The sequence below is a fragment of the Chitinophagales bacterium genome (assembly GCA_013816805.1).
In the GTDB taxonomy this organism is placed as follows: Bacteria; Bacteroidota; Bacteroidia; order Chitinophagales; family UBA10324; genus MGR-bin340.
In genome coordinates, this window is the sequence record JACDDS010000003.1 from 200,817 (window position 1) to 215,035 (window position 14,219).

At 39.5% G+C, this 14,219-nt stretch carries 8 protein-coding genes; 2 read left to right on the plus strand and 6 right to left on the minus strand.

Translation table 11 applies throughout. The features are described from left to right. Nucleotides 1-22: 22 nt before the first annotated feature. The 4 genes from H0W62_03715 to sucC all read right to left on the minus strand — a co-directional run bounded on the left by H0W62_03715 (nt 23) and on the right by sucC (nt 8,570). Nucleotides 23-1,693: a hypothetical protein gene (locus tag H0W62_03715; protein ID MBA3647649.1), complete on the minus strand. Its 1,671-nt coding sequence runs from the start codon at nt 1,691-1,693 to the stop codon at nt 23-25. Between the two features lie 36 nt (nt 1,694-1,729). Then, nucleotides 1,730-4,864, minus strand: coding sequence for a tetratricopeptide repeat protein (locus H0W62_03720; GenBank protein ID MBA3647650.1), 3,135 nt, complete (start codon nt 4,862-4,864; stop codon nt 1,730-1,732). A 136-nt stretch (nt 4,865-5,000) separates the two neighbouring features. Further along, a complete protein-coding gene (locus H0W62_03725; GenBank protein MBA3647651.1) occupies nt 5,001-7,286 on the minus strand; it encodes a carboxypeptidase-like regulatory domain-containing protein in 2,286 nt (761 codons plus the stop codon). A 90-nt stretch (nt 7,287-7,376) separates the two neighbouring features. Continuing rightward, entirely contained in the window at nt 7,377-8,570 is a 1,194-nt protein-coding gene (gene sucC / locus H0W62_03730; protein MBA3647652.1) for an ADP-forming succinate--CoA ligase subunit beta, read from the minus strand. Nucleotides 8,571-8,769: 199 nt separating this feature from the next. On the opposite strand from sucC, the gene H0W62_03735 reads away from it, so the two are divergent. After that, nucleotides 8,770-9,420 carry an ABC transporter ATP-binding protein gene (locus H0W62_03735; GenBank protein ID MBA3647653.1) on the plus strand — a complete coding sequence of 217 codons (651 nt, stop codon included), beginning with the start codon at nt 8,770-8,772 and terminating at the stop codon, nt 9,418-9,420. Nucleotides 9,421-9,424: 4 nt separating this feature from the next. Here H0W62_03735 and H0W62_03740 read toward each other — a convergent pair whose 3' ends face one another. Further along, a complete protein-coding gene (locus H0W62_03740) occupies nt 9,425-10,090 on the minus strand; it encodes a DUF4412 domain-containing protein (protein ID MBA3647654.1) in 666 nt (221 codons plus the stop codon). 89 nt (nt 10,091-10,179) lie between these two features. On the opposite strand from H0W62_03740, the gene H0W62_03745 reads away from it, so the two are divergent. Beyond that, nucleotides 10,180-12,084 carry a RecQ family ATP-dependent DNA helicase gene (locus H0W62_03745; protein MBA3647655.1) on the plus strand — a complete coding sequence of 635 codons (1,905 nt, stop codon included), beginning with the start codon at nt 10,180-10,182 and terminating at the stop codon, nt 12,082-12,084. Nucleotides 12,085-12,158: 74 nt separating this feature from the next. On the opposite strand, the gene H0W62_03750 is transcribed toward H0W62_03745, so the two are convergent. Then, nucleotides 12,159-14,078, minus strand: coding sequence for a T9SS type A sorting domain-containing protein (locus tag H0W62_03750; protein ID MBA3647656.1), 1,920 nt, complete (start codon nt 14,076-14,078; stop codon nt 12,159-12,161). Nucleotides 14,079-14,219 lie beyond the last annotated feature (141 nt).

Here is a 14,219-nt window from a genome sequence, read left to right on the forward strand (position 1 = left end):
TTTAATTAAGCATTCGGTACCATTAAAATTTTAAGTTCACGCCGGCCATTGCCTGGAATTTATAGGTAGGATAGTTATAATAAAGATCTACAGTCGAGGAGGTAATATTGTTGAGCGCAATCCAGAACCCAACGTTATTCTTGTAATTATAAGTTACGGAAAGGTTTGCATCAAACCGGCCTTTCAGTTGTAAGGTATCTCTTGGCTCGGGCACAATGGTGTATGTTCCCGTATGACCGAATATGGAAATGGTTGCGAAAATTTTATTCTGCAAATTATATTCTGTTGAAAAGGATAGCTGCGACTTTGGAATACCCCACGGCTGGTCATTAAAATCGAGGTCATAAGAATTCGCATCCCCGCTTAATAAAAAATTGATGTGCTCCGATTCCCGGAAGCCCAGTTCAGCGTGTACATTAATCACTTTAGACTGGTAATAATAGCTGATACGGTAAGTGGTAGGCGATCCTGCATCGGGTAAAAAGAAGGGATCATTAGTTTTGGTCTGATAGCTCGCCTTAATGTTATAGGAAAGGTTATTGCCGTAGCTTCCTTTTAAGCCAATAAAAGGAGCATTGAATTTTGAATCAGCAACAGAAGCAGCTCCTATAAAAGGGTTGATATGCCTGATCGATTCAATGGTATTTAACATTCTTCCGCCTTTCCAGCCTGCGTAAGGGATCAGGTAATCACCAATCAGCTTGTATTCGCCCTCTAAATATGGAAAGGGAGTGAAAGTATTATTGAAAAATGTGAGATTGATTCCCGCAGTAATTTTTCCTTTTGTATGATTTAGCTGATAATACGGAATGACAGAAAAATAATTCAGATCGGTATCTGATGTGCTCCTGAATTTTTCTTTCTCAAAATCAAATTTCACATTGGCACTGTGAATGGTGAGAATTTTTTTATGAAGATCTGTTCCAAAGTGAAAGTAGTTTTCATTACTGGCAGGGATGGAAGAGAGTGCAGCAGCTTTTTCGAGATAATGGAAATCAAAATCGAAATGATAATCAAAAAGCTGCTTATTACTTTGTGTGTTTTGAAATTGTAAAGCAACACCGATATTCTGAAAACGCTGCTTCAGAAAATCTTTTGAGAGTTGAGAAGAACTGTCGCCCTGCTTTATTCCATAAAAATGATATACATCACGGTCATATGTTAGCTTGCCTCCCAATGATGTGCCTGCAAAATAGGTGGTTGCTTTTGCTGCAGCGGCATTACTGTTGAAATTCTGAAAATCAAGCTTGCCGTTAGAAGAAAGATGGTGAAAATTAAAGCCAAAATTATATTTGTCAGATCGGCCGTTATTGAGATATAGGTCTATTAAAGGTGTAAACTGGGTTCCAAACCCTGCCTTGAGCAAATTATGCAATAGAGTCTCTGATTCAGGCGCAGGCATTGAAAGAGCCCGTATCTCTGCAGGGGCGAAAGGAACGGCAATCAGGTGCGCATTCACACTGTAATTTAAAGGAACAATAGCGGTATCCACCTTTGCAGGAGCGGCTTCAAGATTAATTTTCTGTGCATCGGCAAGCAATGGCTGATAGGGTTTAACAATATCAATCTCTTCCGATTTTATATTGGCCTGTGCAATAGCCCTGAATGAAATAAATGGAGAAAGTAAAGAAAGCAAAAAAACTACAGTGAAAAGAGAATCGGATTTGGAGGCTTTAAAGCGAAAGTGATACATTTTGGCTTTTGTTTTTCTTACTTATCTGACACTCAATTATTTTTTCCTGACAATTTTTGAAAGAGAATCAGCGTCTGTTTCATTTGAAGCGTCATCGGATTTTAATTTAGACTGACCGGATTCCTTTTGCAGTACCTTATCGAGATGATCTTTCGCAGTTGGAATAATATCATCACTTCCTTTATAATTATCTATAATGCTTTGAAGTGTTGATTTGGCCTGGAAATAATCATTTTGCACTTCGAAGATATCGGCAATAAGAAGATAGGATTTTGCAATCCAGTAATCTGAACTGGGAGACTTTTTAATTACCGTATAACACTGTTCGTTGGCCTGCTTATAATTGTTCTGCTTAAAATAAATCAGTGCTATCTGGTAACTGGATTCGGCGCCTATAACACTTTTTATTTTGGATGATTTTAAAAATTCATTGTAAGCGGTGTTTAAGTCCTCCCGCGCAAGAGCGGTTTTTCCGAGGTAATAATGAGCCTCCAGCTCATCAGCAGTGCTTGCATTATTAATTTGCAGAATCAGGTTCGCTGCATTTTCAGCATCTGAATAATTGTTCAGGAAATAAGCACTGTACATCATACCCTTGTATGCTTCCAGAGCATCACTTTTATAATCGGCCTGCCCGCTTAATATTTTATAGTAATTATAGCTTTTTGTATAATCTTTCTTATTATTATAATTCATGCGGGCTGCTTTTAGCAATGCCTTTTCGGAGAAGCGGCCCTGCGGCTGATCTGCCACGAATTCATAATCGCTTATTGCCTGGTCCATTTGATTTTGCTGATAAAGGCATTCTCCCCTGTAGAAATGCGCGGATAAGGCAAAGGCTCCATTGGGAAATGACTTTAGGTAATCAGAAAACTCTTTTACGGATCCATTGCAGTCACCTTTGCTGAACTTTGTTTCTGCCGCAAGATAGGAGACAGAGTCCTGTGAGGCATTGGATACTTTGGCATTTGGAATATTTTTTAAAAACTCCACGTAACCTGTAGCATTCCCTTCGTCTATAAACACCTCCTTTATTCCATTTAGCGCTTCAGCACTCTCCGGCGAATTGGGTGCATGGCTTACCACCCATTTATACTCATCCAGTGATTTGGTATTATCATTTAAGTTAAAATAAATTAACCCCATTTTTACGTGTGCTTTTCTGGCGTAGCTGCTACTGGGATAGCTGGTAATAATCTGACTATATACACTTGCTGCATTCTGGTAAGAAGGAACAGATAAATAAGTTGTCCCCAGCTCATAGAGAGCATCATCAAGATAAATAGAGGATGAATATCCGCTTGTAATTTGCTTTAAAGCAGCAATTTTATCTGTGGCATTCCCTTCAACCCCAAAAATTATAGCTCTCTGGTACAATGCATAATCAGTACCGGGATATTTTAGATCCATTACTTTCTGGTATCCTGATTTTGCTGCTGAATAATTCCTGAGAACAAAATTACAATCAGCTGCCCTGAGCAAAGCATCCGCAACCATTTTATTGTCGTCGTTCTTTGATGCAGCAAGTGCAGTGCTCACTTTATTAAAATAGGTTATTGCGTCGCCGTATTGCTGCAATTTTAAGAACGAATAGCCCAGTGTATAATCAGCATTAATTAAAGAAACATTTTCAGGAAGTGAGGATTTAAGTTTGGCTACTTCAAGAAATTGTAAATGATGCTTAACCGCATCATCATACTTTTTTAAGTTGTAGAAGGATTCTCCCTTCCAGAAATAAGAAGCCCCCTGGATACCAGCGTCCGCGGGATTCTTCAATGATTCGTCAAACAGGCTGATAGCTCCATCGTAATCACCCTGATTAAATAATTCGGTGCCTCGTGAAAAGGCTATTTTCTGATACGCTTCGCGGATACTGGGTGTCTTATTCGAGACGCTTCTTATCACTCCTAAAGCATCGCGATAATTGCTGGTGTTTAATAGTTCGATACTTAAATGTTCTTTAGCTTCTTCTACAAAATCAGATTTAGGATATTGAGCAATGAAATCCTGCAATGATTTCAGTGCTGCATCATGGTAATTCAACTCAGAAGAAAGCTTGGCATATTGAAAGAATGAATTTTGCTTCACAAAAGGATCGAATTTCATTTTTGATGCATCGCCAAAAGCCAGCCTTGCATCAGACTTCTGATTGGTTTTCAGATAGCAGTCACCTAATAGGTATAATGCATTTTGACCAAGGGAATCATTCAGGACATTTAATTGCTTGAAGCTGTTAATAGCATCTGTATAATCTTTTGTTTTATACTGGCAGAATCCAATCTCATATATGTCTGCTTTTTCCAGCTTTTGAGTGCCACTAAAATATGCATTGAAATAGGGTAACGCTTTATCATACTCGCCCTTTCTGAAATACGCCTTGCCGATTAACTGCTGCATTTCCAGATAATAGGGCAAATTCTCATCTGGCTTCAGTGAAGAAATGTAGTTGATCACTTCATCGTACTTACCCTGGAGAAAGTCAATATTAGCGATGTAGTACTGAACAAAATTTCCATATAGCTGAGATCCTTCAACCAGCTTAAATGACTTTAAAGCATCAGCAAAATTTCCTTCCCTGTAGGTGATGTATCCGTAATAGTAGTTTGCCGGATAGTAATATTGGTTATTTACATCTTTGATAAGAGCGAAATACGGCTTGGCATTTTTAAATTGTTTTTTGAAAAAATAACTATAGCCAAATTGAAAGTTGAATGTATTTCTCTCCTCAGCACTTAAATCATTTGGATCTACCTTTTTATACCAGGGTAATGCTTTATCATATTTCTTTTGATTGAAATAAATATCTCCCAGCTGAAAATAAGCAAGGCGCGTGGTAGGATTCTCTTCAAAATCTTCAGTGAGACTGGTAAATAATAGCTCAGCATCGGGGCGTTTTAACATTTTACTGCTGTAGGCATCGTAGTAACGTGCATTGATCATTAACAGATGATCAGCAGGTTCATTTCCTGAATTGATTTCGTAAATGCTTTCCCTGAACTTTGATTGTGCAGCCCCGTATTTCTGCTGTTGAAATAATTCTAGTCCCTTTTTATAAGCTATATCAGGATCGGTATATAGTGAAGTAGCCTGAGAAAAGAGTCGGAAATTTAAAAGCAATAAGATCCAAAAGCAGGAAGTCTTTTTATATAGTATTCTTTTTTCGAAGCTCAATCCTTTTAAAATTTTAAAGTGAATTACTATCAACTACTATGCTCAAAACTTATGCTTAAAATAATTGAACATTTCTCTTAAGGAACCAGCTAATAGCTGAATAATTAAAGTAATTCTACGCCAGGGCTTTTCAATTTTAGAAGCTAAACGTTAAACCTATGCTCGGTAGTATGGGTAATTGATTGACGCGTATGTAGCGTATCCTGTCGAAATAAAAAATATTTTCACGGTCAAATACGTTGATGATGCTCACATTGGCTTCAAGAGTCGAATTCTCGGAAATTTGCCAGTGTTTTTTTGCTGCAATATCCATACGGAAATATGAAGGCAGACGGCCGGTATTCAGGCTATCATCGTACAGGATACCTAAGGTTCCGTTTTGAGTGATATAAGATGTGTTAATGCCATTCAGAAAATTTACATTTTCATAAAAGCCCTGGGTTTTTGTAAAAGGGAAACCAGAGCCATAATTAAACCGCGCATCAATTTCCCAACTGTTTGCCTTCCCCCATGTGTACGAGGCAACCACATTTATATTATGACGGCGATCGTAGTGAGTAGGATAAATCTGCGTACCGTTATTATGCCGTACAAAGCCGAGGGAGTAGGCTATCCACAAGTAATAATGGCTGTAATTATATTTTGCGAGAAAGTCTACTCCGTATGCTTTTCCTGTTTCAACTTGGTAGTCCGGATCTGTAGGCAATAACTTATTCCTGTTCAATTCAATCAGTTCCCCGAAGTATTTATAATAAGGCTCCACGGTCAATTCGAGGTTTTTATTTATATCCACTTCCGCTCCCAGCACAGATTGATAAGCCCTCTGCAAGTTGGTATTTACAGGTTGACCGTTAATGTCTTTTAATGTCTGATCCGGCCCTGAGAGAAATCCTGTAAAGAGATTCACTATATCCTGATCAGACTTAGTGCTGATGAGATTTTGCGAATAAATTCCGGCAGCTGCCTTTAAACGGAATGACTCGGAGAAGCTATATTTTATCGACAGGCGCGGCTCCGGTGAAAAGGCAGGAAGTGAGGCATAATACTGCAAACGTATACTAGGTTCTATTACGAGGCGATCGCGGATAACCTGGCGATATAAAAAATAACCGGATAGCTCTGTAGTATTTTGATGGTCTCCTACATTTAAGTTGAGAACGGTATTATACAAATTGAAATCTGTGCTGATTCCGCCTATATCGAAACCATATTTTATTTCTCCATGAGAAATGAAATAGGTGAAATCTGTGTTCAGATCAAATCCATTAATGTTACTGGTCCTTGGTTTTCCATCTGCTTCTTTGAGGGAAATCTTATAATTTGAATAGGAAAGGGTTCCTCCTATCAGCACCTTGGAACTCCCCGGTACAACTACGAATTTAGCCCCGAACCCGAATGAGTTCCAATTGAATTTCGAAATGTGCTGGTAGTTCACATTATCCCTGTAGTTGAATCCAAAAAGGGAGAGCTTGCTGCCGTTTGCCCCGTTGAAGGATATCTTTCCATACAAATCGGTGAAGCTGTAGGGTAAGCCGCTTGAATCGATATAACTGTAAAGTGCCTTTGAAGTTTGATCGAGGTAAGAAGTTTTTCCCGTGAACAAATAGGAAATACTTGAGCCATTCTCTTTTTGTTTTGAGAGAGGACCTTCCAGAATGAGTTTACCTAAAAATGGACTTGCTCCAATAATACCCGCAAAGCGTTTTTTATTTCCATCACGTGTAGTAACATCAATAACCGCCGAAAGCCGGTCACCATATTCGCCGCTGAAGCCACCTGTAAAAACATTTACACTGCGAATTATATCGGTCTCAAACACAGAAAATAAGCCGATGGAGTGGAATGGATTATAAATAGTCATGCCATCGAGCAGCACTTTATTCTGAATCGGCGTACCTCCGCGGATGTATAATTCACCTCCCTGATCTCCTGTGGAAATAACTCCCGGAAGCACCTGCAGGTACTGAGCAAGGTCCGCCGAACCGCCAATGGAAGGGATGCGATAGATATCCTTAGTAGAAATTTTTGTCATGGAAACCTGGGTCTCGGTCTTCTTCTCTTCGCGCCGTGCAGTGATATCAATATTCGTCAGCTCTATTGTGAGTTTTTTAAGGAAAATTTTTTCATTTATAATTTGATTGCTTTTTAGGGTCAATGTAATTTGTACAGTATCGTAGCCTATTTGACTGCAGAAAAGGGTATAATCGCCAGGAGGAACACTTGAAATATTATAGATACCGTCTTCATTCGTTTGAGCCCCAAGCGTAGTGCCTTTTAACACTACATTCGTATAGATTACCGGTTCGCCGTTGCCTTTATCATACACTACACCTCTGATGATGCCGCTAGGCGCCTGCGCGTGAGTGGTAACTGAAAACAATGCTACAAAAATCATCAGGGTAAAAATTTTTCCGGGTTGCATTTATAGAGTTGATAGGGTATGGAAAATAACTGATTAAGCTATATTGTTTGAATCAAAAAATCGGTTCCTGAATATTTGCTGTATACTTATTTAATTGGTAAGGACTTTATTAATCAGATCCGCAGCTTCTTTAAGCTCAATGGCACTATAAACTTTTAGTCCCGATTTATCAATGATCTCTTTTGCCAGCTCCGCGTTTGTTCCCTGCAGGCGCACTATAATAGGAATATGGATAGTACCGATATTTTTATATGCATCTACTATTCCCTGCGCTACCCGGTCGCATCTTACAATGCCTCCAAAAATGTTAATTAATATCGCTTTCACATTAGGATCAGCAAGAATGATTCGGAATCCGGCTTCGGTAGTTTGAGCATTCGCCGTTCCGCCAACATCCAAAAAGTTTGCCGGAGATCCTCCGGCCAGTTTAATCATATCCATGGTGGCCATTGCCAGCCCCGCCCCGTTCACCATGCATCCTACATCCCCATCGAGCTTGATAAAATTTAAATTATACTTACTTGCTTCTACTTCTGCCGGATCTTCCTCCGATACATCACGTAAACCCGGATATTCTTTGTGCCGGAATATTGCATTATCATCTATCCTTACCTTAGCATCCACAGCAATAATACGGTTATCAGCAGTTTTTAATGCAGGGTTTATTTCAATCATGGCTGCATCCAACTCCATGTATGCTTTATAAATATTAGTTATAAAATTTACCATATTCTTATAACTAATGCCAGACAACTGCAATTTAAAAGCGATTTTCCTTGCCTGAAAAGATTGCAATCCTCCTTTCGGATCAATCCATTCCTTATGAATGCGTTCAGGAGATTTTGCCGCTACCTCTTCAATATCCATTCCTCCCTCAGTTGAATAAATAATTACGTTTCTTTTCATTTCACGGTCCAGCAAAACGCTTATATAAAATTCCTTCCTCTCCTTTTCATCACCGAGGTACACATCTTCTGCAATTAAAATTTTATTTACCTTTTTTCCTGCCGGACCTGTTTGAGGTGTGATGAGCTGCATGCCCAGGATCTGCTCTGTTTTTTCTTTTACTTTATCCATTGAGGTTGCCACCTTTACTCCACCTCCTTTTCCCCGTCCCCCCGCGTGGATCTGTGCCTTCACAACCCACGTTTTAGTACCCCTTTCTCTTTGCAATTGTTTTGCGGCATTAATTGCCTCATCAGTTGTTTCAGCTGCTATGCCTTCCTGCACAGTTACTCCGTGAAGCTTTAACAATTCCTTGGCCTGGTATTCATGCAGATTCATAGGTGCTCTTTAAGCGGTCAAAAATAGTTTGAATAATATTAAACTTAAGAAGTTAAAAACTTCGAATTAAAAATAAAAAAAGGATCAACTAGGTAATGGCTCAAAAAGTGTTTCTTTGCGCAGCACGGAATAATTTTATAAAAAATGCTATTGCTACACGGATTATTTACAGCTGTTTGAATATGCTATTTGAAGCTTTATGATTCGCGCTGTTAACCTTCATAAATATTATGGCGATCTGCATATCCTGAAAGGTGTTTATCTGAAAATTGAAAAAGGGGAAATCATTTCTATTGTGGGTCCTTCGGGCGCTGGTAAAAGCACACTATTGCACATTTTGGGAACCCTGGATCTGGCAAATGAAGGCAAAGTATTTTACGAAGAAGAGGATGTTTTTCTTCTTAAAGAGAAGAAGCTGGGATCTTTTCGGAATAAAAATATCGGGTTTGTTTTTCAATTTCATCATTTGCTTCCGGAATTTTCTGCTTTGGAAAATGTATGTATTCCTGCATACATCGGGAAAAAAAATATAAAAGACACAAAGGAAAAAGCTACTGCGCTTCTGAAGTATCTGGGATTAAATGAACGATTATCCCATAAACCTGCTGAGCTATCCGGTGGTGAGCAGCAAAGAGTAGCAGTTGCGCGCGCCTTAATTAACGACCCTAAAATAGTGCTTGCAGATGAACCTTCAGGAAACCTGGATTCAGATGCAGCACGCGATCTTCATCAGTTATTTTTCGAGCTAAGAAAAACATTCAACCAGACTTTCGTAATCATCACTCATAACGAGGAACTCGCAAACCTTGCTGACAGGAAACTGACGATGAAAGATGGCGTAATTATTTGAGGTATCAGTTTCCTCCCACCATTTTCATAAAGTCATCAAAGTTCATTTCCTGGTAGCCTTCGGTCGAAACATGGAACACATCGTCCTTCACAGGATCCGTATTGACTTTGGTTGCGGTAAAGGTCATTACAATACCTTTTCTTGAAATCTGGTACTGTAATGGAAAACCATCAACCTTTGAATATTTTTTCCATGCGGATCCGGGTGTTTGAATATCATTCGTATACCAGAATTCCAGTTGAGTGTCATCTTTTATTTTAATAATTGCATTTTTGCAGTTAAACCCGGCAATTTGCTTTGTTTCATCCGTTAGATTAACATCATAATTTTTAGGGTCTTCCTGCCGCTGTTTCAGCTGATCTTCATTCATTTTTATAAAGGCCTTGTTGCCCATAGCATCCATAAGTATAACCCCTGAATTATTGTTTGCATCTATTAAAATCTGCGTCTTGCTCATTGCAATGCTCATTACCTGGGCAATATGTCCCGGTTTGAAACTTACCGTGGAAGTGCTTCCGGCGAACATATTTGCTACTTCCGGGTGCTCAGGCATGTCTGCAGTAACTGCATATATCACTGTTCCTTCCTTTATAGCATCTTGAGCATGAATGGGTTTATTTGTTAAGGTGAGTGTTGTTAAAGCTGCAATCACCATAGCGAAAATTTTCATAGTATTAGGGAGTTAACATTTAAAGAAAAAATAAGCCGTTTAGGAATGGGTTTACAATGTCTGATGTAGTTTATAAAAGTAAATGTTCTGTGTCAGTTTACGAATTACTAAAAAAATACTGGGGTTTCAGCGAGTTCCGTGCATTACAGGAAGACATTATAACGTCTGTTTTAGAAGGAAATGATACACTGGCATTAATGCCTACAGGCGGAGGAAAATCACTTTGTTTCCAGATACCGGGCCTTTACAAAGAGGGTATTTGTATTGTAGTATCCCCGCTTATCGCCTTAATGAAAGATCAGGTTGCCAACCTCCATAAAAAGAATATTAAAGCAATTGCCGTTTACAGCGGTATGAGTTCGGGAGAAATTGATGTTGCTTTGGATAATTGCATTTACGGCAGATATAAATTCCTCTATTGTTCTCCGGAGCGGCTGACAACTGAAATATTCAGGGTTCGTTCCTCAAAAATGAATATCAATTTAATTGCCGTAGACGAAGCGCATTGCATTTCACAATGGGGATATGACTTCCGGCCACCTTATTTAAAAATAGATGAATTCCGTAAAACGCTTCCGCCAGTTCCGGTTATTGCGCTTACTGCTACTGCCACTCCTGCTGTAATGGAAGATATAATCGGGAAGCTGGAGTTCACCAGGAAAAAGGTATTTCGAAAAAGCTTTGAGAGAAAAAATCTTTCCTATTCGGTATTGTTTGAGGAAAATAAAAATGACCGGCTGGTAAAGATGCTCAATAAGGTGAAAGGAAGCGCTATAGTGTATGTTCGTAACCGCAGGAAAACCAAAGAGATTGCAGAGTTTCTCAGGAAAAAAAATATTGCTGCAGATTATTATCATGCGGGTTTAGAATATGAGCAGCGCAGCATGAGGCAGGAATCATGGATGAAGGGTAACACACGTGTAATAGTCTGCACCAATGCCTTCGGTATGGGCATCGATAAGCCCGATGTCCGACTGGTTACTCACATGGATGTGCCAGATGACATTGAATCTTATTTCCAGGAGGCCGGGCGTGGAGGCCGGGATGGAAATAAATCATTCGGAGTGTTGCTTTACAGTAATAGTGATATAATCAATCTTACAGACCGCTTAGAGCACGGGTTACCTACGGTTGAAATGCTTCGTACTATTTACCAGGCACTTGCAAATTACTATCAGATTGCAATTGGGGCAGGGGAGAATGTTTCTTTCGATTTTGAAATCTCACCTTTTTGCAAAAGTTACAGGATAAACCCGCTGGAAACATTGCAATCACTTAAAATTCTAGAGCAAGAGGGCTACATCTCTGTCACTGATGCGGTTTATATTCCATCGAGGCTGATGATTACAGTAGATAAGGAAACGCTTTATAAGTTCGAGGTAGAAAATAAAAAGTATGAATTGCTGCTGCGGACCCTGCTGCGCGCCTATTCTGGTATTTTTGAAGAGTTTATTAACATTAATGAGCATGAAATCGCGAGGTTTACCGAGTCTAAATGGGAACATGTTATAACTCACCTCAAAGAACTTCAGCATTTTCACCTGCTGCAATACCAACCTACAAAAAATGCTCCGCAGCTGCTTTTCCTGCAAGCCAGGGCAGACAGCCATGTAATGAAGTTTGATTATACGGCGTTAAAAAAAAGACATAATTCCCACAGCTTCAGGCTTACTGCAATGAAGCAATATGTAACCACAGCTTGTAAATGCAGAAGCCAAATGCTGCTTTCTTATTTTGGAGAAAAAGGTGCTCCGCGATGTGGCATCTGTGATGTTTGTCTTAAGCGAAACCAGTTCGGATTAACAGACTTCGAATTTGAAGAAATCACTTTGCAGATAAAAAAGATGCTCAGCTTAAAGCCCTGCACCATACAGGAGCTGGTGAATAATAATATAAAAGTGAAAGAGCAAAAAACATTGAAAACTATTCAATGGCTGCTTGACAATGAGCAATTGAATTTAAACGATCAGAATGAAATAATCTGGAATGAATAACCAGAAACTGCAGGCATGCTTGTAAAAAAAAGAGACCACCCTTTTGGATGGCCTCAAAGTATTCTAGAAAAAATTTATTGCACTATCATCTTTTTAGTGATTTGCTCTTCATCCATTTGAACAGTGTAATAATAAACGCCACTACTGAAAAGGTTCTTTGATAAGCTAATATTATGAGCTCCTTTACTGAAAGAATAGTTATTTTTCATAACCACGCTACCCAGAACATCGGTAACCTTAAAGGAAACAGTTCCCTGTTTTTGTAATATAATTTGAACAGTTGACTGATCATTAAATGGGTTTGGAGCATTTTGATTTACTTCCATATTATGTACAGCATTTACATTCGGAATGCCTACATTAATATATAAGGGATTAGCTACTGCCAGATAATTAATGTTGTTTAACGCATCAGGGTCTCCACTGTTAATAGCTGTTCCCGGATCAAAATCTTCCTGGTATTCAAAGCGAATGGAATCCGTTGTTTTGCGCGCGCAGGTAGCATAAGCTTGCTCAACAAAAGTAGTAGGAGTGATATCAGAAATGTCCCACATGCTCCATGGATCTTCTGACTTATGCATAGCAAGATAAATATTACGATACGTTTGTCCGTCATCGGTAGTATCTGCATCATGCGCAAGCATAAACGTAATGAAAACGTTACCTAAATAGTCGTAGCTGATACTTGGTGCTGTTAGCAAGCTTATATTAACCGTGTACCTGTTATACGTATCACCGGAAGCACCATCACCATTTAAGGTGCTGTTTACACCCACATCGTATGTTCCATCTCCGTTTGCGTCAATAACCGAGGGTAAGCTGTCGGGATTAATCACCCATATAGGAGCGGTCATACCTTCTTCCCAATATTTTAATCCCAGTACTCCTATTAATAGGAATGAACCAGGTAATCCGGTAGTTGCATCAAGTTCCTTAGTCACTGCTCCGATAGCATACGCTACGTGGGTTTTTCCGGAATCGTCAATTACCACTGATTCTGTTCCATCGCTGGTATAGAAAACTGAATCAAGCGGTTGCTCCTCAAAATTTCTGAATGGAAAAGGATCAACCATCTCTTCTGTCCAGCTGGTTCCGCCATCTGAAGAATTCCATAGGGTAACATCAGTTCCTAAAAAACCTATTACGGCAGACATTTTTCCGTTATTGGCATCAATGTCGTACATATCCTGCAATCCGAAATCCCACCTGGTAGAATCAAAACCCGGAAAAAGATTGTTAGCAGTCCAGGTAGCTCCTCCATCTGAAGAATGAGCATAAACTACCGGACGCTGAACCCCGTTCATATACACTGCAGTGTCGCCAAAGTTACTTAAAACAACTATGTTGCTACCGTCTATAGCCATTCTGGGCCAGATAGTGCCCTGGGCTGAAGAGGCATCTGCAGGAGGCATAGAAGCACCAGATACTGTAAACGTCCAGTCCTCAGGCGTACAGTTAGTGGTTCCTGAGCTGGTACCTTGCTCCAGAGTATAATCAGTACCATTATGTGAAACAATAAATTCTGATCCGTTCAGCATGTCAATGCAGGGCCATCCGGTTCTAATTGGTTCAAGGCGCAGCTGAGGATCAATACAATCCCATGTAACGCCATTATAGTGTGCATAAAAAGTGCCTCGATCAGTATAGCCGGCGGGCGTTTTAGAGCCTGTCCATACTATCGACATAGACCCATCTTCACGACGCAATACGCGTCGTGCAACGGATAATCCGGTCTGCAAATCATAATAAGTGGTGCCTAAAATGATGCTTCCTGGCACTTCACCGCCTGTACGACCTACAACCTTTGCAGCCTGATTAGCTAATGAAGGTTGCTCTGTATTGTTAGATAACAGTACTGACCTGTCAAATTTTATTTCATGGTTGCGCATCGCTGGTACATTTAAAATTCCATGCGATGTGGAAGGGTGAGTCTGTGCCTGCAATAAACCTGTCATTGCAAATAGGCACAAGAACAAAAGTAAATTCTGTTTCATCTTATGTTGGTTTAGTTGGGTTGAAATTAAATTAAAAAAATTAAATAGAGTATTACGAAGAAAGGTTAAAGTATTTTTTTTTGATTTTAAAACTCGTTTTAGTTTCAAGTAGCTGAAAGTTTAATTATGGTTCCTGAATTA